The organism is Streptomyces viridochromogenes DSM 40736, assembly GCF_000158955.1.
GTDB classification, from domain to species: Bacteria; Actinomycetota; Actinomycetes; order Streptomycetales; family Streptomycetaceae; genus Streptomyces; species Streptomyces venetus.
In genome coordinates this window covers 3,748,518-3,770,671 of record NZ_GG657757.1, presented here as the reverse complement: position 1 = coordinate 3,770,671, position 22,154 = coordinate 3,748,518, and the positions used below count along the sequence as shown (strand labels likewise).

Genomic DNA, 22,154 nt, shown 5'->3' with positions numbered 1-22,154 from the left:
TCTTGCCTCCCACCATGGAACACGTCGAGATGATCATGGCAGGTCTGCAGAGGAGGGCCACGGGGCCATCGCCCCAGGTGATACGTACCAATCGAGACGACCGAAGTCAGCGCGGCCCGAGGACCCCTCAGGCCGCCATCAGCGCCGCCAGGGCGCGGTCCATCGCGGCGTTGAACTCTTCCGGCGTCAGCGGCAGCCGGGACTTGACGTCCCGACTCCACTGGTCGGCGAGGACCTCGGCGGAGCCCGCCTCGACACCGTCGAGTGCCGCGTCGGCCAGATCCAACGGCGCGATCTTGTCCACGGGCCAGCCCGCGGTCATGTCGGTGTCGGCCAGGCCGAGGTGTACCGCTGTCACCAGCGTGCCCTGCTCGGCGAGTTCCAGGCGGACGCCGTTGGTCATGGCCCAGGCGGCGGCCTTGGTCAGGTGGTAGGCGTTGGAGCCCTTGACCCCGAACCACGACATGGCGGAGAGGACGTTGACGATCGCACCCCCGCCGTTCCCGGCGAGCGCCGGCGCGAACTCACGGATCATTCCCAGGTGCCCGAACACGTTGGTCTCCAGCTCCTGCCGTACCGCGTCCAGCGAACCGGTCACCAGGTCGGTCCCCGTACTGATTCCCGCGTTGTTGATGAGTAGCGAGACGTCCGGGGCGGCCTCGGCGGCGGCCTTCACAGCTGCGGGATCGGTGATATCGAGGGGCAGCACCTCGACCCCGGGCAGGTCCACGGTCTCCGGCCGGCGGGCCGTCGCGTAGACCTTGCGGGCGCCCCGTTCGAACAGGCGCTGGGCGAAGGCGCGGCCCAGGCCGCGGTTGGCTCCGGTGACAAGGGCAACTGAGTTGTTGATGTCCATGCCCGGTACGCTAAAACCTGACGCTAACGTCAGAGGCAAGTGCTGGCCATTAGAGCCTGGGGGAGGAATCACCATGACCGTCGGGCAGGCCGCGGACGAGCGGCTGCTTCGCATCGGCGAGGTGGCACGGGGTGCTGGCGTCTCAGTACGCGCCGTGCGCTACTACGAGCAGCAGGGGCTCCTCATCGCGGAGCGCAGCCCGTCCGGCCAGCGCCTCTACCGCCAGGACACCGTCACCCTGGTGCGCTTCTTCCAGCAGATGTTCGCCGCCGGTCTGACCAGCCGAAGGATCGCGGAACTCCTTCCATGCTGGGACACCGGGCACACCGACGCCGAGCAACGAGCCATGCTGCGTGCCGAGCGCGACCGCATACAGGCCAAGGTCGACGACCTGCAGGCCGCTCTGGACCGCCTCGACGAGGTCATCGCGATCACGGACACGCACCCGTAGGCGCGGTCGGTCGGACGTCGCACCAGCGATCTACGGCTGGAGTATTAGGGGTTCGATCCGGGCCCGCTTCGGATGCGGCCTGCGACTGGTGCGACGGCCGGACAGAGTCGCTGGAGTACGCCCCCGTCCGGCGTCGTTGATGTCAGCCGTGGATGTCAGAAGTTGGCGGTTGCGTGGCGTCGCTACGGCGAGGGGTTGGTTTCCTGCGACTGGCGAGGCGGCGCCAGGCCACCCACAGATTGATCACAAGCAGGACCGCTCCTGCGATGGGCCAGCCCATGGATCCACCGTTGCGGTAGGTCTCGATGCCCACCGCCAGCAGCATGACGCCGATTACTGGGCCCAACAGGTCCATGAAGGCGTCCAGACGACTGGCGATCTTCGAAAGGTTGGTCACGGCTTGGTCGTGACATTCAACGCGGCACCTGCAAAGGCGCAAGGTCAGGAACGCACGGAACTGCCGCTGTCCGTCAGCTCCCCCGAGAGCTTTTGCCCGCTCTTGCCTTCGGGCGGGAGGGGGCTTCTCGTCAGGCCCAGATCGCGGCGAGGGCTCGGTCAATGTCCGACAGCCCCTCCAGCCGTTACCCCGGAGGGCCAGACGATTCGCTGGTAGCCGGACCGAGGGAGCTCGACCGCCAGGTTGATGTCACTTATCCCAGCACGCGCCCGAGGAAGCCGCGCAGGTAACCCGCGACGACGTCCAGGTGGCTCTCCAGAAGGAAGTGACCGCCGTTGACCAGGTGCACCTCCGCGTCCTTGGCGTCGCGGGCGAAGGCCAGCGCGCCCGCGGGGCCGAAGATTTCGTCGTTGCGGCCCCACACGGCGAGCACCGGGACCCCGCTGGTGCGCAGGAATTCGTGCAGCAGCGGGTAGAGCGGGCGATTGTTCTGGTAGTCGCGGAACAGCGCCAGCTGGACCTCGTCGTTGCCCTCGCGGGAGACGAGGGCGAAGTCGTGCTCCCAGGTGTCCGGGCTGACCAGGCTCGGGTCGGGCACGCCGTGCACGTACTGCCAGCGGATGGCGTCGACGCCCAGCGCGGCGCGGACGGCGGGTTCGGTGTCGGGGCCGGGGTTCGCCCCGTAGGCCCAGACGTCGGCCCAGAACGACTCGACGAAACCGTCCTCGTAGCCGTTGCCGTTCTGGGTGACGATGGCGGAGATCCGTTCGGGGTGCTGGAGCGCGAGGCGCCATCCGATGGGGGCGCCGTAGTCCTGGACGTAGAGGGCGTAGCGGTCCAGGCCCAGTTGGTCGAGCAGGCCGGAGGTGAGTTCGGTGAGGGCGTCGAAGGTGTAGGTGAACTCCCCTACGAGGGGGGCGTCGGAGCGGCCGAAGCCGAGGTGGTCCGGCGCGATGACGTGGTACTTGTCGGCCAGTAGCGGGATGAGTTCGCGGAACATGAACGAGCTGGTCGGGTAGCCGTGCAGCAGGACGATCACGGGGGCGTCGGCGTGGCCGGCTTCGCGGTAGAAGATCTCATAGCCGTCGACAGTGGCGGTCCGGTGGTGCACCGAGTTCATATCTGACTCCTTTGAAATGCGTACTCTGGTTGGTTTCTCGCCCTGCACCCGCGACATCGACGAATTCCGCGCGGTAACCGGCAAGCCGTGACCTGCGGGTGCCTTGCCCTGAGCCGGGTCACATCACGGCGTCGGTCTGCAGTGGGCCCGCGGTGACACGGAGCGTCCGGATGCGCACCGGCTCTTCCTGGTCGAGGTAGAAGATGTGCATGAAGGGGGCGCGCACCACCCGCTCCGGTTCGCTCTTCTTGGCCATGACCGCCTCACCGCGCAGCAGACGGACGCCGTCGCCCGCGGTCCAGAACTCCAGGACCTCATGGCTGATGACCAGCGGCGCGTCGATCTTGACGAAGAACTCCTTGATGGCCTCGACGCCGTGGATGTGCGCGGCGCCGAAGTACATGTCGGTGTTGTCGGTCAGTGGTGCGAAGCCCTTGCCGAACTCCAGGGTGTCGATGGCGTCCATGAACTCCAGTACCCAGCCGGGGACGGCTGTCGCTTGTGCGTTGTCTGCCATGGTGTGAACTTCCTGATGGGACTGCGGCGCGTGACCCTTGCCGACCCGCCTTCCCTACCCCCGCGGATCTGAACGCCGTCCCGCGGGGGCGTCAAAAGGCCATCGCTGCGACATGGGAAGAGAACAACCCGTCGACCACCTCGCCGACCTCGCGGCCGTCGTATGCGACGAGAAGCGGGTGGCGCGCACCACCGAGGTCCTGCACCGCCTCGAGAAGCGCAACCACGCCGTCTACGAGCACGGCGGCCGGCTGAAAGCGTTTTTTGACGGAGTACGGAGAGGAGCCGGGCACCTCTGGAAGCGGCCTCACTGCCTCACTCGATCGCTGCCCACTGGGGGGTCACTGAGCTCGGCGAGCTCCTCCGCACTGCGCTCCAGAGCGCGGTCGACGCCCTCCCGGCGTACCACGGGATAGCCGTCGTAGGGACCTTTAAGTGCTCCCGGAAACGGCCTCTCTGACGCCCACCGCAAGCTCACTCACTGACAGGCAGCGGGGCCCGACCTCGCAGCCCCCGGCAGTTCATAACGATCAGGTGAATAACACCAGCTCGAGGCAACCACACAGCAGCTCCACAAGTCACACACCCGCAAGTCACAACGCAAGTCCCAGGGGGGACCATGAGCCAGCAGTACCCGCCCCAGCCCCAGCAGCCCGGCTACGGCGAGCCTCAGCAGCCCGGCAGCAACGGCCTGGCCACCACCGCACTCGTCCTCGGCATCATCGCCGTCGTAGTCAGCTTCATCCCTGTCCTCAACGTTGTCGTCTGGCCGCTCGCGATCCTTGGCGTCATCTTCGGCGCCATCGGCCTCTCCAAGGCGGGCAAGGTCCGCAAGGGCAAGGGCGCCGGCATCACCGGCCTCGTCACGTCGGCCGTAGCGATCGCGATGTTCTTCGCCATGAACGCCCTGTTCTTCTCCGCCGTCGACAAGGCCAGTGAGGAGCTGGACAAGTCGTACGACTCCACCACCGTCGGCGACGGCAAGTCCAAGACCGGCGGCGCCAAGGAGTCCGAGGTCATGAAGGACTTCAAGGTCACCAAGTGCGACGTTGTCACCGGCGACCTCGGCATCAAGGAGATGGCCATCCACGTCGACTACGCCAACAACGGCGACCGCCGGTACTCGTACTTCGTTGAGGGCGAGGTCCTGGCCGACGGCAAGAAGGTCAACGACTTCATGTCAACCGCCGAGAACCTCTCCCCGGGCCAGAAGTTCACCGACAAGGACGCTGGTGCGCTGGTGAACGCGGACGAGATCAAGGACGCCAAGAAGCTCGAGTGCAAGACCATCAAAGCGTCCCGAACCGACTTCTGATCGCTGACGTCGCGCGACGCTGACCCCCCACCCCCAGGCCTCGCCGCGCACCCCGCAGCGGCGGGGCTGGCTGCATCATGGAGACCATGGAGTCGCAGCACGGCCCGGGCGCCGGACGGGCTGGAGCGGGGCGGAGACATGAGCGCAGGCCCGACCGGGGGCCGGGCCGCGCGCGGGGAGCGGAGCGAGCCGCCTTGAACAGGTAGAGAAAGTTGCAACTCAGTCGGTCGGCTGCGGCCTGAAGTCGAGTGCAAGTTGATCGGACAAGGCGGCAGTTCAGTGTTCGGCAGCCGCTGGATGAGCAGCAGTAAGAATCAGTTCGACTCGCCCAGCGTGCTGCGCAGCCAGTCCAACGGGTCCGTCGCCAGCAGCTGGTCGGCCAGTTCGTTCGCGGTCTTCGTGACGAGGCGACCGCGGCTGTTGTCGATCCACCGCTGTGCGTGCTGATAGCCCTGGGCTTTGTACTCGATGCCCTGCAGCATGCATTCGAGCTTGTCCGCGTCTCGTGCGCAGATCGCTTCGGGGGATTCCCGGGCCTCGTACTCACTGATCAGTTCGCGCACCGTGGACGCGAGCGCCTCGGGCATACCCGCCACCTGGTCGGCGGTGACCACCGCGGGGTCGGCTTCACCGGCACCGTACTTCTTGGCCAGGTGGTTGACGTCCCCGGTCCTGGTCTCCTGCGAGTCGTGCCACACCGCCAGGAACGCGGCACGGGCCGGGTCTGCCCCCTCCAGTTTGGCGATGATCGATGCGATCAGCGAGGTGCGCCAGGAGTGCTCGGCAACGCTCTCCGGGTCGCGCACGCCAGCCATCCACCACCCGGTGCGCTTCGACTGCTTGAGCGTCCCCGCTTCGTACAGGAACCGTGCCACCTGGGTCAGCTCTTCGGTCACGGTCGAGTCTCCTCTCACGCCTCAGCAAGGCGGATCGCATACCTGATGCTGTCCAGTTCACGGCGAGCGCGAGCCGACAACTCCCGGCTATCCAACATCACTGGCAGCCGGTCGCGCAGGGCTCGGTTTGCTGCCCCGGGCTTCAGCAGGTTCGGCCGGATGGCAAGCAGGGACCACAGGGAGTGGACGGTCAGGTCGACGTACCCGTGGTGAGGAGCCAGCCCGTTTACGAGGTGGGAGAGCAGCTTGTCCCCGGGCCACTGTCCAGGCTCTCGGGAAGCGATGAAGTCGTCGGACAGTTCGAGGTGGCGGCTTTCGCCCACCCAGTACGCCCAGTAGTTCAGGTTCGCGGCCTCGCCACGGTCGTCGTCCAGCAGGACGGTGTCGATGAAATGGCCCATCCGCTCACGGTCGCCCTGCCGTGCGGCGACGGCCGCTACCGAGCGGGCGTTCAACCAGTCGATGAGCCACCCTCCGGGCCGTTCCGTGGCCTGCTGGTGGGCGAGCCACTCGGAGGTGTCGGGCTGGTCGTCATAGCCGTACAGGTACAGAGCCTGGCGCCGCAGCAGGAACTGCTCCTCGCTTCGCGCCTGTTCTGCGGTGTCCCGCATCCGGGCGAAGAACTTGCGGCGGTTGGTGGCCGGCAGCTGGGGCGCTGACGGTACGGGGCCTCGGCGCGGCCGCCGGGGCGTCCGAGCGCTGCAGCCGTCCCCAGCCGTTGCCGTCACTGCCGCCGAACATGCTGGCGTAGGCCTGACCCGGACATCACCTGTTGCAGGCGGCAACGACACCCAGAATCACAAGGGCGACTAGGAACATCGCCACGCAGCCGCCTACCGCACTCTCCGTCTCAGCGATGATTCCCTTGGGCTTCGGTCGAGACCTTTCGTAGTCACGCATGCCCCGTGCCACCGCGCGCCTGATCTCGTCTTCGTCCACGTGCTTGCCCCCGCGTCCCGCAGCGTCCCGAACCAGCACGGGCAACATACCCGCTACAGCACCGCTCCCCTGGCTTCTTCGTCCCGAAGCAACTTGGGTGGGGGTGCTGCCTTGGGCTGGTGTGGCTCTCACCTGTGCTGATGGTCGCCAGACGTTCGCGGTTGTTCGCCGGTGTCCGTGGGCGTTGCCACGCAGTTAAAGGCTGTCCCGCAACTCTGGAGACGGCTTGCCGATGTCCGGTTCGTCCCGCTTGGCAGGAATCCCGGTGAGACCGCGAGTCGGGGTGGAACCGGACAAGTCGATCCGGCTGTGGTGATCTACCAGCCTTTGCTCCGAGTTACGGGACAACGCTTAGACACTCACGGATGCCGCTCAGGCAGGTCCGGCCTTGCCCCGTGGCGTTCGTAAAGCCGTCGTACCTGCTTGATCCAGAACCTGTCCTTCTCATTCTTCGACGCACTCATGGGCAGGAGTTGAAGCTCCTTGGCGAGCTGGTAGAAGCCGGGGCCAGCATCGTTGGCGGTCAGGTAGTTGACGAGAGCCGACAGCATCAGCGGGGGATCAGAGGGTGCGATCTGTTGGTCTCGTTCCACGATCAGACCGAGCAGATGTCCCATAGCTGCTCGCTCGTCGGCACGCTCAAAGTCGAAGAGTCGACAACCAGTTCGCCTGGCCAAAGTGACGTTGAGCTCGGTGTACGAAGTGAGCTTGCCCAACTTCGCCCGCTCAACGAGGAACTCGCGCCCTGAGTCCACCAGGCAGTCCCACTCGCTGTCCTCGCGGCCATATGCAGACATCCCGCCCCCTGTGTGTCATACCGGTCCGTGCGAACGTACCACTGGACAAGGGGCTCGACCTCGGTACAGCGATCGCGCTGGCCGTAAGTCTCGTGCTTCTCGCCGGCGTACTCGCCCGGCAGATCCGGATCATCACGAGATCCGATCATCCCCGGCTACGCGCCATCGAGACCCTGGCCACCGTCGGGCCGATCTTCCTGATCATCTTCTCGGCGGCGTATGTGATCCTTTCTCAGAATCGAGCAGACTCGTTCTCGGAGGTGTTAGGGCGCACCGACGCCTTGTACTTCACCGTCACCGTGTTCGCCACGGTCGGATTCGGGGACATCACCCCGGTCACAGGGACGGCACGGGTTCTGACCATGGTGCAGATGCTGGCCGACGTGATTCTGGTGGGAATGGTTGCCCGGATCCTTCTCGGCGCCGTCCAGATCGCAGAAGATGGCCGGGCAGGCGGCTCCGGTGAGCCATCGGCCGCGGAAGGCCAAGGGTGAGAGGCCGGAGTCACCTCCATGGGCGGCCTCGAAATGTCTGCGCGGGAACGGCGTGCCAGGCTCGGAACCGAGCCTCTCGCATCGGGTGGCAGGGCGTTTCAGGTTCGCCAAAGCGGCCGGTGAGACCGCCGACGAGGTCCGCGTTCGCGAGGAGACATTGCGCATGCCGGTCGCCAAGGCTGGACTCGGGGCCGCGTCGCCGCCGGACCCGCAGACCCTTCTTCGAAGCCGCGAGTACCTGCGGCTCCTGGTGCTGGCCGCACTGATCGGTGTGCCGGTGTCCGCGGTGGCGTTCGGCTTCCTGGCGCTGGTCGGCGAACTTCAGCCACTGATCTACACGGATCTGCCCAAGGCGCTGGGTTTCGACGGAACGCCGCTGTGGTGGCCGCTGCCGCTGCTCGCCGTCGGGGGACTGCTGGTGGGACTGACCGTTCAGTACCTGCCGGGACACGGCGGCCACGAACCGACAGCCGGGTTCAGGGCCGCCGGCGTGCCCACACCCATCGAGCTGCCCGGGATCTTCCTCGCCGCACTGGCGACGCTCTGCTTCGCCGCTGTCCTCGGGCCCGAGTCCCCTCTGCTGGCGCTCGGCGGAGGACTCGCCGCCGGCGCCGTGCGCATGGTCAAACGCGATCCCCCGGAGCAGGTGAGCGCGGTGTTGGGCGCGGCGGGCAGTTTCGCGGCCATCAGCTCGCTCCTCGGGTCTCCCCTGCTCGGAGCGTTCCTGCTGATGGAAGCCTCGGGGCTGGGTGGGGCGACGATGGCGCTGGTGCTGCTGCCTGGCCTGTTGGCATCGGGTATCGGCGCACTCATCTTCATCGGACTGGGAAGCTGGACCGGGCTGGGCACCTACTCGCTGGCACTGCACGACGTCCCCAAGGCCACACTTCCGACAGCGGCGGAGTTCGGCTGGGCTCTGGTCATCGGTCTGTCGGCCGCATGCGTGGGCGTGGGGATCCGATGGCTCGCCGTCCGGCTCAGGACGCACGTCGAGAGGCGGCGGGTGCCGGCCACGGTGGTCATGGGCCTGGTCGTGGCGGGGCTGGCGATCGGCTACGCGGAGGGGACCGGCAAAGCAGCGAGCGACGTGCTGTATTCGGGGGACACGGCGTTGGACCCACTCCTCACGCACAGCGCCGCATATTCGGCGGGAGCGTTGTTGCTGCTGGTGGTGTGCAAGGGGTTGGCCTATTGCGTATCGCTCAGCAGTTTCAGGGGAGGTCCGGTCTTTCCCGCGATGTTCGTGGGAGCGGCGGGCGGCATCCTGTTCTCTCACCTGCCAGGACTGACGCTGGTCGCGGGGTTCGCCATGGGTATCGGAGCGATGAGTGCCGCGATGCTGAGACTTCCGCTGGTCTCCGTCCTGCTCGCGACACTGCTGATCGGGGCGCAGGGGCTCACCGTCATGCCGCTGGTGATCGTCGCGGTCGTGGTCTCGTACGTCGCGACCGCCAGGCTCACTCCTCCTCCTGCGCCGGAAGCGGGCCACCCGGAGCCGGGCCAGCGGCCAGGCCGCGCGCAGCAGTGAACTCGCGGGGGGGGGGCGTCCGCCAGAGCGGGCCTGCGTCAAGCAGCACCCCGGATTCGGTCCGGAGACCCCGTAGTCCCAGGCTCGGCAGGAACCAGCACTCCACCGGCGCCGGGCCCAGGACCGATGGGTGGAGCGGCTTCGCGGCTTCGCCGTACTAGTGGGAGACCGACCCGTTCTGGGCGTCCGACGCGGACTGCCACGCCCGCACACCTGCTCGGGACGCCTCCTTGGCCTGGTTCCACTTCGCGGCCGCCTGCTGGGCCGGGGGCACGTCCATGTCGCGGATCATGCGCCGACCTGCGGTGAACAAGGCGAAGGCCCCGATGGCCATACCGGCGCACGCGACGACGGCGCCGGCCGCGGTGAGCACGGCACCGGTCTTGACGAGACGGGTGTCGATCTCGATCGTCCGCTGAAATGGGTCGTGCTGCTGCTTCATGACTCCACCATCCAACGGGGGAACGCAGCTCGCATCCCGGCCAACGGCTCAGAACGCCGTACGCGATCGGGTGTGCAACGCCAGGACGGCCGTCGGGCCTGCCTCGGACGACGCGCGATCGTGGGCCCCGGCTCTGCGCAATCAGGCCGAGCACGCTTGCGCCGGCCGTGAAGCTGTACGTGCTCATGGTGCTCCCCGGGTGTCCGACGGCCGGGTCGACACCAAGTCGTCCGGAGCACCGTCCGGAGTTAAGTTGGACGTGGATACGCCCATCTCATTCGGCGGGCCGGAGCCGGACCGTCCGATGTGGCATGACCCGGCCGGTTCGAGGTCAGGGGCAAGGCCCACGACCTCGGCGACCTCCGAACCGTCGGCGCGAGCTTCCTTCCGAGCATCGGAACAGTCGATCCGCACCCGACGGCCGCCGCCGACGCCCTCCGCGTCGGTCACCACACATCGTGGAGCGTCCGCAATGACAGACAACCAGCTCTCCGGCGACGAGACACGGCATCTCACCCCGAAGGAGAGGGTCGCCCGAGGCAAGGCCGCACGGGCAGACGTACCCCGGTCCAGCCACGCCGAGTTCGTGCCCCCGCCGAAGCGCCCGGACCCGGTGGAGATCATTGAGAAGCAGTCCGCGACGCGAGTGCCGGAGCTCGTGCCGATCCGTTACGGCAGGATGAGCGAGGCGCCGTTCCGCTTCTACCGCGGGGCCGCCGCCATCATGGCAGCCGACCTCGCGGAGACGCCGCGCAGCGGAATCAGGGTGCAGTGTTGCGGCGACGCTCACATGCTGAACTTCCGGCTGCTCGCATCGCCGGAACGCCGGCTGATGTTCGACATCAACGACTTCGACGAGACGCTGCCCGGGCCATGGGAGTGGGACGTCAAGCGGCTGTCGGCCAGCCTGGTCATCGCGGGCCGGGCCAACGGCTTCACCTCCAAGGACCGGGCGTCGGTGGTGCGGGCGGCCGTGCGGTCCTATCGGGAGCGCATGCGGAGCTTCGCCGGAATGGGCAATCTCGAAGTCTGGTACACCCGCTTCGACGCGGACGAACTGCAGGCGCAGTTCGCCCCGGTGTTGAGCGCCGGGCAGCGCGATCGCTGGGAGCACACCCGGAAGCAGGCACGTGCGCATGACACGCTGCAGGTCTTCGAGAAACTCACGCACGTGATCGACGGAAGGCGGCAGATCGCTCCCGACCCACCGCTGCTGGTACGGCTCCAGGATCTGCTGCCCGACACCGAACGCGGCAGGCTGGAGCAGGAGATCAGTCGCCTCATCGAGCGCTACGGCCAGACCCTGCAGACGGACCGCCGATTCCTGCTGGAGACCTACCGCCTTGCCGACATCGCTCGGAAGGTCGTCGGTGTGGGCAGTGTGGGAACCCGCTGCTGGATCATCCTGCTGCTCGGCAAGGACGACGAGGATCCCTTGTTCCTCCAGGCCAAGGAGGCCGACGAGTCGGTTCTTGCACCTTACGTCGGAGGCAGCGCATACGGCACGCAGGGCGAGCGCGTCGTCGCCGGCCAACGGCTCATGCAGGCCACCAGCGACATCTTCCTGGGGTGGGAGCGCGTCACGGGCATTGATGGCAAGCGACGGGACTTCTACGTACGCCAGTTGCGGGACTGGAAGGGTATCGCTGTGGCCGAGAACATGTCGCCGAAGACGATGGGCCTGTTCGGCCGGCTGTGCGGTGCCACGCTGGCCCGGGCCCACGCCAGGTCCGGGGACAGGATCGCGATCGCCTCGTATCTGGGTGGTGGCGATGTCTTCGACCGCGCGCTGGCGACGTTCGCTGAGCTGTACGCGGACCAGAACGAGAAGGACCACCAGGCCCTGGTTGATGCCATCCAGGCCGGACGGGTCCCGGCAGAAGCGGCCTGACGGCACAGGGCGGGCAGACATCTGACTGGCCCGGCGGACGGTGACCCTCTGCCGTGCGGTCGATCTTCCGATCACGCCGGTCGCACGCTGCAGGCGACCGGAACGCCGTATCGCTGCCCGCGGAGAAGTACGCCGATGTGCCGCCAATCTCCGCCGGGCCGGTCATCGCCTGGCACCGACACCTCCAGCAAGCCGGGAGAGTGCGACAGGGCAGACCGCGGTGACGCCGAGTGGTCGCTCTTGTGCGGTATCGCCGACGCCGGCGGCGTGAGTGACGGCAGGGACCGGTTCGTTTCCCATGCCGGCCAGTGAGCAGTGGGCGGGCCATAGGCAGTTCAGGCGAAGGACCCGGCCTTCCAGGGGTGGCGGCCGACATCACTCTTTCGGCGGGCCGTTGGGAGTCAGGCGTCATCGTTGGGGTCGGTATGGCGGTGCAGCAGGGTGAGCAGTGGTAACGGACAACGTTCTGGGCGAGGCCGCCCGGCGGAGGTGTGTATGAGCGGTTCGGATGGGCCGGCCTGGGCTCCAGAGGGGCGGTCCGGGCTCTGCCGGACGCTGCATGACCAACTCGTCGAGGCGATCAACGTCATCCGCTCGCAGGCGGCGGCCGTGCCCTCGGTCCCGGGCCTTGAACCGGTGGACGAGAGGTCGGTCCAGGCGCCCCGGAGCTGACGGCGGTGGCCGATGAAGAAACCACCGCAGAAACCACCGAGGCGGAGATCTGGTCGGCGTTCGGACGTCACAGCTGCGTGGGCTGTTTGCTGCCCCTGGGCTCGACCGCCGACCCGGCCCCTGCCACGGCCCGAGCCCTGCCCGGGTAGGCAGGAGCGGCCGCGCAAGATCGTCGCCGCTCAGGACCAGCTGCCCGTAGTAGCCCTGGTACTCGGTCTTGAGGGCGGCGCGCATCAGCGACTCAAGACGCTCGACCAGTTTCTCGGACCGGCGCCGGGCCAGTTCATCCTCGACGGGCATCCTGCACAGCTCCCCACCCTCCGCACCCACGGCATGTGTGCCATATGTGTGCTGCAAGCGCAGGGACCCTTCGGTCCGTCGGACGGAAGGGCCCCTGACCTGGTGTTCTCTGTGCCCCGGCAGGATTCGAACCTGCGACACCCGCTTCAGAAGGACGCGATTGGCTCTCTCACCTGGAAAGTGTGCTCTTTCCCTCGCAGCCAACAGGATCCTCAGCAAGTCCTATCGTCGAAGGTCAAGAGCACTTTCCGTGCTTCTGGTCAACTCCATCGGTAACCTCGCCATACAGATCAGGCAACTCGCTCAAGTTCCCATTGGCGACCCCATGAACAAGCCGGAGAAACACCTCGCGCGGACTCAGACTCACAAGACCCCCCAAGTAATACGCACAGGCAGCTAACGGTCATTATCGCCTGATGCGGGCCCGTACTGCGGAGTGTCTCGACCAGCAGCACCCGTCAGACCCCACCCGTGCGCTGGACGCGGACATGCGGTTACCGGGACATCGTCGGGCAGGGGTGCGCTGCTTCGACGCATGCCGCATGCTGCCGGTCAGTGAATGGCGCGGATCATCACAGTGAGGACCGGCGAGGCCGGTGACGGCTGGCTCTGTCCGATGTCTTCGTACCCCCAGGTTTTGTAGAGCGCGTGGATCTTTCCGTCGCCGGCGGCCGGGTTGACCATGAGCGTCACATATGGCTCATCGCGTGTGGCGAGGAGTGCGGTGTGGATGCACCGGGCAGTGCCGGTCTTCCACCAGGCCGGCCAGCGGCGGGCTCGTCCACAACGCCCGTATCGAAGTGGAGCCCGGCTACCAGGTGCCCTTCGCCCGAACCGTCGGCGAGGGCGCGGCCCTGCCCGTCTCCGCGGTCGGTCTGATCACCGCACCGGAGCAGGCCGACCGGATCCTCGTGGACCGCTCGGCCGACGCGATCATGCTCGCGCGCGAAGTGCTGCGCAACCCGACCTGGCCGCTCCTCGCGGCCCACGTGCTCGGTGACGACGTCCCGTGGCCGAAGCAGGTACCAGCGTGGCCGCCCACGCCATCGCTGAAGCCGTCGTCGACCGAGCACCCGGGAATTCGACGCAAGACAATGAGGTTTCCTCCGATATGAGCGATGAATACACCAATGCCGCTTTCGCCGCGTCCCAGGGCGAGTCGATGCGGGCGCTGCTCGCGGCCGACCGTGTCAGCACGCTGCACCAGATATCCGCCCTTAGCCGTGAGTTCGAAGGGATCGTCGAGGCGAACGCACTGGTGGCCATTGACGACGAGCACGACCCGGAGGGCGCGAGCACGGCCTTCGAGCGGGCGCACGTCGCCGCCCTGCTGTCCCAGGCGCGCGAGCATCTGAACGATCTCGATCGCGCCCTGGAACGGCTGGAGAGAGGCGACTACGGGCGCTGCGAGCAATGCGGTGAGCCGATCCCGACGGAGCGCCTCGAAGTTCGCCCGGCGGCGAAAACCTGCGTGCGCTGCGCGTCCACAGCTCGTTGAAGGGTGCACAGTCGAGGACGCGACAGGACGCCTGGGTGGTGACGCCGGCGTAGTGGCGCGCGTGTGGCACAGCGCCTGGAACGCCGAAGGGCCAGCTTGGGAGGGAGTCCCTCCTGAGCTGGCCCTTCTGGCTGCACCCCCGGCAGGATTCGAACCTGCGACACCCGCTTTAAACGTCGTTTCTTATGGCTTCGGTGGAGAGTGGACAGCTTCAGGGAAGCCCAGTTCGTCCAGCAGCGCGTCGAACAGCTCCTCCACGAAGGTCTCCCGTGCACGCAGCAGTTCCTCGATCCGAGACGGCTGCGCCGCGGCCTGGACACCAGCTGCTGAAGCCCACACGAGAGTGCCTTCGGCGTCGGCCGGCACCTCCGCATCCAGCTCTGCACGCTTATGTCCGATGGCCTCTTCGAACTCCGGGGTGCCCACCCACAGGCTCACGTCGTCCACGTCCTCGGGTTCCTCAACGAGGAGAGCCGCGGCGTTGTCCAGGTTGAGCCATGCCTGCCCGCGGTGCCCGTTGGTGTCCAGGCCGGTCACGAGGGCGATGCTGAGGCGGACCACATGCGACAGGGGAGGCGCGAGCATGACCAGCGACCACAGCCAGCAGGCCTTACGACCCATCAAGGCTGGGCCCGGCGTGCTCATTCACCCCACTGCCGACCGGCGGTTGACCTCGGAGCACTGGCTGTTGGCAACACTTCCGGCACCGAGCCGTGACCGCGCCCGGCTGGAATGGGACCAGTACCAGGTGACGCTGCTGCCGCTGGGCACCCTGTTCTCAGCTGTGCGGATCCCCGGCCGCCTCCTCGTGGCCCTCACTGGCATCGCCGAGGGCTCAGAGCTGGACCGGTTCCTGCGCGAGACCCTCGACGGCGGCCCGGTCATCTGCGATCCGTACTTCCACCGGTACTACGCCCTGGTCCCCGCGAGCATGCCGAGGACATGGCACCAGGCCCTCGACGACTGGCGGGCCATGGACGTGGACTGCCTCGGCCGCGGCAGCTACCTCGGCGTGCCGAGAGTGGACGCCGTGCAATGGACCCGTCGCCGCGCCACCTACTGGTCGACGCCTATGGACTCGCCCTCGACGCTCTGCTCGCCCGTCGAGGTCGCCCGCTTGATCGCCGCCGGACGGCACTGCATGCCCGCGGAGCCGGAGGGATGAGCGGCCGCGAGTATCCGTCGTCCGTCGGCGCGCCCTGGGCAGCCGCGTTCGAGCGCCTGGCGGACCACTGCATGACGTGCCCGGCCTGCACGGCCGCCGACGACCGGGCCGCGAACCTTCGGCTGACGTGCCCCGCAGCCGTACGGCTGAGCAGGGAATGCCGGGATGCACGCCGCGCCGCCTGATCCAAGGAGACTCCCGCCCCCGGCCCCCAACCCTGGACAGGTCGAGCGCCGGGGCGGGCTCGTCAAGCAACCGAAGAAGAGAGGAAGAACTCTTGTTTGCTCACTCCGATCGGCTCCCGACCGGGACGCCTTTGCCGTCCGGCGCGGCCACGCCGTCCCCTTGGGGCGTGCGGCGCATGGCTCCGTATCCGGCGATGGCGTCGGGCTACGCCCGCGTCGAGCTCGACCGAACCACCCAGACGGGCCGCTACTTCGACGCCGACGGCCATGTGCTGGAGGTGGGGAAGCACGGCACCAGCAGTGGCACGAACCCGGCGACCAACACCGGTAATCCGTCAGACGGTTCCGGTGGTGGTGGCAGCGGCGGCGGTGACCAGGACACGGGGAACGACACCGACCAGTGAGCGATCTCGGTCCGGTGCTGGTCGTCACCAATCTGGACGACCCCACGGCCGATGTGGTGATCAGTGAGCTGCACGACCGGGGTGTCCCGGTCGTGCGGTTCGACTCGGGGGACTTCCCTCACGCCCTGTCGGTCACGGCCACGATCACGTCGAACGGCGTGGGAGGAACGCTGTCCACGCCGTCACGGGCCGCCGACCTGACACAGGTCCGGTCCCTGTACTACCGCCGGCCTTCCGGCTTCACCTTCCCGCATCTGGACGAGCAGGACGCCCGGTTCGCGGTCGCTCAGGCCCGCTACGGTCTGGGGGGAGTCCTGGCGTCGCTTCCCGGCTGCCTGTACGTCAACCACCCGCACCGCATTGGGGACGCCGAGTTCAAACCGTCCGGCTTGGCCGCCGCTGCGGCTGCGGGGTTCCATGTCCCGCCGACGGTCATCACCTCGGACCCGGATGCCGCGCGGTCGTTCATCAAGCAGCACGCACCCGTGATCTACAAGCCTCTGTCGGCGCCGCTGTATCGCATCGACGGGGTTTCCTGCACCGTGGAGGTCGCCGAGGTGGCGGCCGATGACATCGATGAGGCCGTCTCCGGCACCGCGCACCTGTTCCAGCAGCGGATCGAGAAGACCGCGGACGTACGCGTGACCATCATCGGTGACCGGGTGTTCCCTGTCCGCATCGACTCGGACCTGTTGGACTGGCGCACCGACTACAGCCGCCTGCGCTACTCCGTGGTCAGCCCGCCGCCCGGCATCGTCGACGCCCTGCACGCATACCTGGCCCGCTTCGGTCTCGTCTTCGGCGCTTTCGACTTCGCCATCGACCGCGAGGGGCAATGGTGGTTCCTGGAGTGCAACCCGTCCGGGCAGTGGTATTGGCTGGAACCGGAGACCGGCTCGCCGATGCTCGAGGCCATGGCCGACCTGCTGGAGAGGAAGCCTCCGCAGCGACGTGGCCGAGGTGGTGGCGGCATGCGAGCGAGGCGACGTAGATGAAGCCCGGGACTCCGCCGGCCTTCTTCTGGCGAACCTGGATGGTCTGCTGGCGCGGTACGAGGCTGCGTTGAGCGAGCACGAGATTCCGCGGCCGTACTGAGCTGCCGAACCATCTGCTTGGGAAGCTGCGATCATTTGCAGGCGGGTTGGGTGCTGACCTGGACGAACGGCTGTGATGCAGCTTCGTCGAGCCCGGTTGCTTCACTGCGGTTCCCCGCTGTTCCCCGCTGGATCTGGTGCGCTTGTGGTGCGAGTACACCACAGCCGCAACCTTCTGGTCCGTAGCTCTACAGAGATCGGGTCAATGGTGGTCATAGAAGCCGTCGGGGGCCATGAGGATCGGTGTTGGGCGCTGCCGTTGCTGGGGTTGCTGTACCTCGCTGCTGCACCTCAGCTCTCTGCCGTCGGCACGTTGTCAGTGGCCGGTGCTAGGGCAGGCCTCTAGGCGCTCCGGGGCGGCGTTGTCTGCGATCCGATTGTGGCGGAGGGTGTCCTCTGGGGCCCTCCGGGTGGTATGCGCTCGCGGTCCGGAGCCTTTGATCGGGGCGCGCGGACCTGGGTGAGGCGCGCGGGTTCGGGGCCCAGAGGGGTTGTGCGCTGGCATTTTCCCGTCAAGATAGTCCGGCTCGTGGTGCCAGTTTCCGCGTACGGCTGGCATTCACGAGGCGTCGGCAGTGTCGCTTAGGGATTAGCGCGGCCACTGCGCCTCCCGAGGACGTGCAGCACAAGCGGATGCGGCCGGGCCTTCGTGCGGAGGGTCCTTTGCATCCGGGGCTGCGCGGTTGGCAGATCAGCTGTACACGAGCCGGGCGCTGTGCGTGGCCGCGACCCACAAGCGGTCATGACTCAATGTATTCGAGCATGCACGCTATGTGACTACAGCCGGAGTGGTGGCTATGCAAAGCGGGGAGCCCTCTCTGGGGTCGCTCGCTGACTCCAACAAACGTCCAAACCAAAGGGAGTTAACCCATGAGTACACCCCCCAACCTCACCGTCCTCAACACCAACCGGGCGCCGGACAACACCCACCTGGTCTGGGACGACGCCCGTCAGGAGCTGACCGACACCAACTGGGCCGACCTGCCTGGTGCATCCATCCCCCTGCAAGTCGGACAAAACACCCCCTCGTACGGAGCCCTCTTCGTCGCAACCTTCAGCGCCGAGGCCATCGTCGAACACCCCGAAAACAACGCCGTAGCAAACGTCACCGTCTTCTTCGGCAACGACCAGGCCGCGCCGGTCAGCACCAACCACCGCTTCGTCACCGCCCGCGGCGGACCGGAATGGTCCTCGCACACCCTGATCCGCGTCGTCCAGTTCCCCGTCAGCCTGACCACACGCAACGTCACCGCTCAAGTCAAGGTCAAGGTCGGGCGAGCCAACACGACAGCAGGCTTCCAGAACTGGGTGCTCAAGGTCGAGCGCTACAACCTCTGATCGAACACCGCATCCCGCGCCGCCGCCTCTCCCCTCCTATGGAAGATGTACCGGCGTCGTTGGCCCGCTCGGATTCGGGTGTTGCCGAAACCTGGCCCTTGGATGTCGAGTTGAAAGGGGTTCTGACTTAAGTCACAGAAAGCAAGCCAGGATGGCGGGTGCGGCGAGCAAGCACCCGCCACGTATGTTGTAGCAACCTCCCACCGGCCTTAGCCACGCTGCCATGCTTTTGATCTTTAACCCGCTGACGCCTCTGCTCCGCCCCAGCCAGCCACTCAGCGATGGCGCGACCGGTCCGCAGACCGCGACGAAACCGGGCGCCGCGCCACGGATCTTCTCGGAGTTCGACCGGCGGTCCTACAGGGCTGGTCGCCGTCGTGCACTTGGTCGTGCCGATACTCGCGACCATGTGACCTGGACCAATGGGCGGTTGGGTGGCATGGGTCGCGCTTGGTGGGTGTCGGCCTGGCCCTGGTGCTCGGAGCGGTCGTGCTGCTTCCCGGTCTGGAGAAACCTCATGAGGCAGAGCTCAGAGGAAGCCGCACGCAAGCAGGCGCCAGCTGCGGGAAGTATCGGTCGGTGGGCGCGTCGGCTCTGGCGCGCCGCGTGCGGAACCGGATAGTGCAGGATTTTCGGATTCCGGGCATTCAGTTCCCACGATGTCGGCGTTTCTCACAAATAAGCAACGATATGTTTCGGAAAGCTGACCCGAGGACTAAAACCGTCCGGGCTCTGCGCGGACGGACGACGCGAAGGGATACCCGTGGCCGACCTGAAGGTGACCCTCTATAGCGGCCCCGACTACACCGGGCCTTCAAAGCAACTGGACTACGAGGACACGCACCCGGACCGGGTTTACTCGCTCAAGGCCCTCGGTCTCCCCTGCGTGCGCTCTATCAAGCTGCCCGACCCCGTCCCTGTGGACGAGGGGAGGCCAGAGGCGAAGGAGGCCCGCCTGGTCCGGGTCTTCCGGTACAGGCCAGCCAGCGTCTACGTGGCCGAAGGGCAAGAGGACTACAAGGACATCCAGGAATCCGTGCCAGATCTGGGTGAGGTGTGGTGCAAGGGTCCGTACTTCCATGTCGGGTACCGGAGCATCGGAGTGTGGCAACCCAACTGGATCTCGGACAACGACCTCACCTTCCTCTGTACCAGTAGCACCGACGGCCCGCCCGCAGAGGTGATCGACTAGGGACTGGGACTATCCAGTGGGTCGCCTGATCATCACGCCGGTGTCTCATTCCGTTCTGTTAGCGGGAGGCGTCACCCGCTGGGGTCTCTACGGGCAGAACCGACTGTCCTGCGGAGGACGGATGAGCCGGCTCCGCCACTACCCCATGCTTGCGCCTCAGCCGTCAGCCACGATGTAGCCCTTGTTTGGCGTCAGGCGGCTGACTGCTTTGAGCGCGGCACGGGCGCCGGCCGGGCTGGAGCGGGGCGGAGACTGGAGTGCAGGCCCGGCCGGGGGCCGGGCCGCGCACGGGGAGCGGAGCGAGCCGCCTTGAAACCCCGTAGAGAAGTTGTAACTCAGTCACTGGCGGGCTCGAAGTTGTGTGCGTTGATGCGGAGTTCTCCGCGTCGTGGGGAGAGGGCTAACGGCAGGAAGGCCGCTGACCGGAGCGCGTGGGTCATTGTGAAGCGCACGGGCCGTACTGACGATGGACCGGAATGGGCGCACCGAGGATGTCCTGGTTGACGTCGACTCCGGTTCGTGGGCCGTGGTGTACGAGGACGGCGGCCGGTGGTTGGTCCGGCAGGGTGGGCCGGAGGGGCTGTGGGACCGCGTGGAAGAACAGTTCGGCCGCTGGCACGCCGCCGGTGCACCGGAGCTGGAGGAGTTCACCGTCACCGTTACCCCGGAGGGCCAGACGATTCGCTGGTAGCCGAAGCGAGGGGAGCTCTCGACCGCCCGCGTTGATGTCAGAAGCGCATGTCAAAGGCCCCGGACCATGATCGGTCCGGGGCCTTTGCGCTGGTGCCCCCGGCAGGATTCGAACCTGCGACACCCGCTTTAGGAGAGCGGTGCTCTATCCCCTGAGCTACGAAGGCAGTGGCAGCGGACGCAAGCAGCGGCGTGCCTGTGGTCGGGGATGACCACAGGCGTCAGCGTACCGGATACGGGTCGGGCGGGTGTGGGGGTCAGGTCAGGGGGACGTGGGTGAAGCGGGCGGCGGTGTGGAGGTCTGACTCGATGCGGGTGGCTGCCACCAGCAACGCAGGAAGTAGGTCCGTCACGCACTCGCGCAGGGTGTGGCGGCTGGCGTGCATCGCGGTGTTCAGGGCGGCCACGACCTGTCCCGACCGGTCGCGGATCGGGACCGCCAGGGAGCGGAGGCCCTCTTCCAGTTCCTCGTTCACCAGGGCGTATCCCTGGGAGCGGACCGAGGTCAGGGCCTTTTCGAGTGCATGGGCGTCCGTGATCGTGTGGGGGGTCAGGGGGCGCAGGGGGCCGAGAGGAGGGCCCGGGGCGGGTGCGTCGGACAGGAGGACTCGGCCCAGGGCCGTCGCGTAGGCCGGCAGGCGGGTGCCCACCGTGATGTTCACGCTCATCACCCTGCCCGTCGCCACCCTCGCCGTGTACTGGATCTCCTCGCCCGAGTCCGACAGCACCGCCACGGACGTCGACTCGTGGATGCGGGAGGTCAGGTCCGACAGGTGGGGCTGGGCGATCTCCGGGAGGGTCGTGCGGGAGAGGGGTGGGAAGCCCAGGGAGAGGACGCGGGGGGTGAGGGCGAAGGTGCGGTCGTCGGTCCTCGTCACCAGGTCCAGGTGTTCGTAGGTGATCAGCGCGCGGCGGGCCGTTGCCCTGGCCAGGCCCGTCGCCTTGGCCACCTCGGTGAGCGTCAGCTCCGGCCTGCCCGCGCCGAAGGCCGTGAGGACCGTCAGGCCGCGGGCCAGGGACTCGATGAACTCGCGGCCCAGTTCCTGCTTCGACGCGCCCGTCCAGAGCGCCAGGTCCGCGGGGGGTGCGCCGGGCTCCGGGGGAGGGGTGCTGTGCAGGTCGCGTTCCATCTCCTTCACCGCCGCGCGGAGTTTCGGCAGGAGGGTGGTGCGCAGGTTGTGGGCCGTGTGGCGGCTGGTGTGGCTGACCACGCTTGCCACGCAGGCCACCTGGCCGCGATTACCCTTCCCGTCGTCGGCTCGGGGAGAACGGACCGGGACCGAGACCGCCACCAGGCCCGGCTCGATCAGCTGGTCGTCCAGGGCCCAGCCGTTCGCCGCCGCCTCCTCCGCGCGGCGTACGAAGTCCTCGTTCTCCCTCGCGTCCGGGCGGTACTTGCGCGGCGGTACGGCCGGGAAGGAGAAGTCCCTCGGGTCCGAGGTCCTGCGGTCACGCCAGCGCTGCCAGTCGGTGTCCGTCCACTCCGACGCGAACAGCGGGCCGGGGGCGGTGCGTTCGGCGGGGAGCAGGTCGCCGATGCGGAAGCTCAGGGACATCGCGCGGCGGCGGGTCGCCTGGTGGATGAAGCGGATGCCGTCGCGGTCGGCGACCGCCAGGGAGACCGACTCGTCCAGTTCGTCGGCGAGCGCGTCCGCGCGGGCGGAGAGGAGGGCGGGGAGGCGCAGGGCGGAGAGGTAGGCGTTGCCCAGTTCCATCAGGCGGGGGGTCAGGTGTACGTCCCTGCCGTCCACACGGACGTAGCCCATGCGGGAGAGCGTGGCCGTGATGCGGTCGACCGTGGAGCGGGCGAGGCCGGTGGCCCGTTCCAGGGCGCTCAGGCTCAGCGTGCCGTCCGCCTCGGTCAGTTCCCGGAGAACCGCGATGCCGCGTATCAGCGGGGTGACCGCCTCCGTAGGAGCCCCCTGCGCGGGAGCCGCCTCGGCAGGCCCTCCCGTCTCGAGGGAGTCGTTCATG

24 protein-coding genes, 1 tRNA gene and 2 pseudogenes are annotated in these 22,154 nt (G+C 67.4%); 14 read left to right on the top strand and 13 right to left on the bottom strand.

What is annotated here, in order from left to right; genetic code table 11:
- Positions 1-127 precede the first annotated feature (127 nt).
- Positions 128-856 (bottom strand): SDR family oxidoreductase, encoded by a 729-nt coding sequence (locus tag SSQG_RS16425; RefSeq protein ID WP_003990918.1) that lies wholly within the window; start codon positions 854-856, stop codon positions 128-130.
- Positions 857-929: 73 nt separating this feature from the next.
- Here SSQG_RS16425 and SSQG_RS16420 point away from each other — a divergent pair, with 73 nt between their 5' ends.
- The gene (locus tag SSQG_RS16420) at positions 930-1,307 is read left to right on the top strand and encodes a MerR family transcriptional regulator (protein WP_003990917.1); all 378 of its coding nucleotides are present in this window, start codon (positions 930-932) and stop codon (positions 1,305-1,307) included.
- Between the two features lie 142 nt (positions 1,308-1,449).
- Here SSQG_RS16420 and SSQG_RS39220 read toward each other — a convergent pair whose 3' ends face one another.
- From SSQG_RS39220 to SSQG_RS16405, 4 genes are all read right to left on the bottom strand, one after another.
- Positions 1,450-1,704 carry a hypothetical protein gene (locus SSQG_RS39220; RefSeq protein ID WP_003990916.1) on the bottom strand — a complete coding sequence of 85 codons (255 nt, stop codon included), beginning with the start codon at positions 1,702-1,704 and terminating at the stop codon, positions 1,450-1,452.
- A gap of 253 nt (positions 1,705-1,957) precedes the next feature.
- Positions 1,958-2,824, bottom strand: a complete 867-nt coding sequence (locus SSQG_RS16415) for an alpha/beta fold hydrolase (protein ID WP_003990915.1) — start codon at positions 2,822-2,824, stop codon at positions 1,958-1,960.
- A 118-nt stretch (positions 2,825-2,942) separates the two neighbouring features.
- Positions 2,943-3,341, bottom strand: a complete 399-nt coding sequence (locus SSQG_RS16410; RefSeq protein WP_003990914.1) for a hypothetical protein — start codon at positions 3,339-3,341, stop codon at positions 2,943-2,945.
- Positions 3,342-3,432: 91 nt separating this feature from the next.
- Positions 3,433-3,633, bottom strand: a complete 201-nt coding sequence (locus SSQG_RS16405; RefSeq protein ID WP_039932872.1) for a hypothetical protein — start codon at positions 3,631-3,633, stop codon at positions 3,433-3,435.
- Positions 3,634-3,959: 326 nt separating this feature from the next.
- On the opposite strand from SSQG_RS16405, the gene SSQG_RS16400 reads away from it, so the two are divergent.
- Positions 3,960-4,655 (top strand): DUF4190 domain-containing protein, encoded by a 696-nt coding sequence (locus tag SSQG_RS16400; RefSeq protein WP_003990912.1) that lies wholly within the window; start codon positions 3,960-3,962, stop codon positions 4,653-4,655.
- Between the two features lie 314 nt (positions 4,656-4,969).
- Here the strand turns inward: SSQG_RS16400 and SSQG_RS16395 are convergent, their stop codons facing one another.
- The 3 genes and pseudogenes from SSQG_RS16395 to SSQG_RS16380 all read right to left on the bottom strand — a co-directional run bounded on the left by SSQG_RS16395 (position 4,970) and on the right by SSQG_RS16380 (position 7,287).
- On the bottom strand, positions 4,970-5,551 hold the full coding sequence (locus tag SSQG_RS16395; RefSeq protein ID WP_003990911.1) for an HD domain-containing protein: 582 nt from the start codon (positions 5,549-5,551) through the stop codon (positions 4,970-4,972).
- Positions 5,552-5,565: 14 nt separating this feature from the next.
- A pseudogene (locus tag SSQG_RS16390) lies at positions 5,566-6,240 on the bottom strand (transcriptional regulator); the annotation flags it as partial.
- Positions 6,241-6,849: 609 nt separating this feature from the next.
- Positions 6,850-7,287 (bottom strand): hypothetical protein, encoded by a 438-nt coding sequence (locus SSQG_RS16380; protein ID WP_003990907.1) that lies wholly within the window; start codon positions 7,285-7,287, stop codon positions 6,850-6,852.
- Between SSQG_RS16380 and SSQG_RS16375 the strand changes: the two genes are divergently transcribed.
- Positions 7,278-7,781 (top strand): potassium channel family protein, encoded by a 504-nt coding sequence (locus SSQG_RS16375; RefSeq protein WP_106434171.1) that lies wholly within the window; start codon positions 7,278-7,280, stop codon positions 7,779-7,781. The genes SSQG_RS16380 and SSQG_RS16375 overlap by 10 nt on opposite strands.
- A gap of 163 nt (positions 7,782-7,944) precedes the next feature.
- A complete protein-coding gene (locus tag SSQG_RS16370; RefSeq protein ID WP_039932871.1) occupies positions 7,945-9,309 on the top strand; it encodes a chloride channel protein in 1,365 nt (454 codons plus the stop codon).
- Positions 9,310-9,466: 157 nt separating this feature from the next.
- Here SSQG_RS16370 and SSQG_RS16365 read toward each other — a convergent pair whose 3' ends face one another.
- On the bottom strand, positions 9,467-9,751 hold the full coding sequence (locus SSQG_RS16365; RefSeq protein WP_003990905.1) for a hypothetical protein: 285 nt from the start codon (positions 9,749-9,751) through the stop codon (positions 9,467-9,469).
- A gap of 472 nt (positions 9,752-10,223) precedes the next feature.
- On the opposite strand from SSQG_RS16365, the gene SSQG_RS16360 reads away from it, so the two are divergent.
- Positions 10,224-11,642, top strand: a complete 1,419-nt coding sequence (locus tag SSQG_RS16360) for a DUF2252 domain-containing protein (protein WP_003990903.1) — start codon at positions 10,224-10,226, stop codon at positions 11,640-11,642.
- 1,524 nt (positions 11,643-13,166) lie between these two features.
- Here SSQG_RS16360 and SSQG_RS38525 read toward each other — a convergent pair.
- Positions 13,167-13,379 (bottom strand): annotated as a pseudogene (locus SSQG_RS38525) (GNAT family N-acetyltransferase); the annotation flags it as partial.
- A 53-nt stretch (positions 13,380-13,432) separates the two neighbouring features.
- Between SSQG_RS38525 and SSQG_RS16355 the strand changes: the two are divergent.
- Entirely contained in the window at positions 13,433-13,729 is a 297-nt protein-coding gene (locus SSQG_RS16355) for a tRNA-dihydrouridine synthase (RefSeq protein WP_158681053.1), read from the top strand.
- Positions 13,726-14,112 carry a TraR/DksA family transcriptional regulator gene (locus SSQG_RS16350; RefSeq protein WP_003990900.1) on the top strand — a complete coding sequence of 129 codons (387 nt, stop codon included), beginning with the start codon at positions 13,726-13,728 and terminating at the stop codon, positions 14,110-14,112. Before SSQG_RS16355 ends, SSQG_RS16350 begins: the two co-directional genes overlap by 4 nt.
- Before the next feature lie 183 nt (positions 14,113-14,295).
- Here the strand turns inward: SSQG_RS16350 and SSQG_RS16345 are convergent, their stop codons facing one another.
- On the bottom strand, positions 14,296-14,649 hold the full coding sequence (locus tag SSQG_RS16345) for a hypothetical protein (RefSeq protein ID WP_244299150.1): 354 nt from the start codon (positions 14,647-14,649) through the stop codon (positions 14,296-14,298).
- Positions 14,650-14,695: 46 nt separating this feature from the next.
- Between SSQG_RS16345 and SSQG_RS16340 the strand changes: the two genes are divergently transcribed.
- The 7 genes from SSQG_RS16340 to SSQG_RS16315 all read left to right on the top strand — a co-directional run bounded on the left by SSQG_RS16340 (position 14,696) and on the right by SSQG_RS16315 (position 20,181).
- Positions 14,696-15,277 (top strand): hypothetical protein, encoded by a 582-nt coding sequence (locus SSQG_RS16340; protein WP_039932867.1) that lies wholly within the window; start codon positions 14,696-14,698, stop codon positions 15,275-15,277.
- A 277-nt stretch (positions 15,278-15,554) separates the two neighbouring features.
- The gene (gene tgmA, locus SSQG_RS16335; RefSeq protein ID WP_003990897.1) at positions 15,555-15,866 is read left to right on the top strand and encodes a putative ATP-grasp-modified RiPP; all 312 of its coding nucleotides are present in this window, start codon (positions 15,555-15,557) and stop codon (positions 15,864-15,866) included.
- Positions 15,863-16,861 carry an ATP-grasp ribosomal peptide maturase gene (gene tgmB / locus SSQG_RS16330; protein ID WP_003990896.1) on the top strand — a complete coding sequence of 333 codons (999 nt, stop codon included), beginning with the start codon at positions 15,863-15,865 and terminating at the stop codon, positions 16,859-16,861. The genes tgmA and tgmB overlap by 4 nt, the downstream gene beginning before the upstream one ends.
- Entirely contained in the window at positions 16,818-16,961 is a 144-nt protein-coding gene (locus SSQG_RS44005; RefSeq protein ID WP_425314994.1) for a DUF6959 family protein, read from the top strand. Before tgmB ends, SSQG_RS44005 begins: the two co-directional genes overlap by 44 nt.
- 869 nt (positions 16,962-17,830) lie before the next feature.
- A complete protein-coding gene (locus SSQG_RS16325; RefSeq protein ID WP_003990895.1) occupies positions 17,831-18,298 on the top strand; it encodes a hypothetical protein in 468 nt (155 codons plus the stop codon).
- A 763-nt stretch (positions 18,299-19,061) separates the two neighbouring features.
- Positions 19,062-19,490: a hypothetical protein gene (locus SSQG_RS16320; RefSeq protein ID WP_003990894.1), complete on the top strand. Its 429-nt coding sequence runs from the start codon at positions 19,062-19,064 to the stop codon at positions 19,488-19,490.
- Positions 19,491-19,956: 466 nt separating this feature from the next.
- A complete protein-coding gene (locus SSQG_RS16315) occupies positions 19,957-20,181 on the top strand; it encodes a hypothetical protein (RefSeq protein ID WP_003990893.1) in 225 nt (74 codons plus the stop codon).
- Between the two features lie 90 nt (positions 20,182-20,271).
- On the opposite strand, the gene SSQG_RS16310 is transcribed toward SSQG_RS16315, so the two are convergent.
- Together SSQG_RS16310 and SSQG_RS16305 are read right to left on the bottom strand one after the other, a co-directional pair.
- Positions 20,272-20,347 (bottom strand) — tRNA-Arg (locus SSQG_RS16310).
- Between the two features lie 90 nt (positions 20,348-20,437).
- On the bottom strand, positions 20,438-22,153 hold the full coding sequence (locus SSQG_RS16305; protein WP_003990892.1) for an IclR family transcriptional regulator domain-containing protein: 1,716 nt from the start codon (positions 22,151-22,153) through the stop codon (positions 20,438-20,440).
- Position 22,154 lies beyond the last annotated feature (1 nt).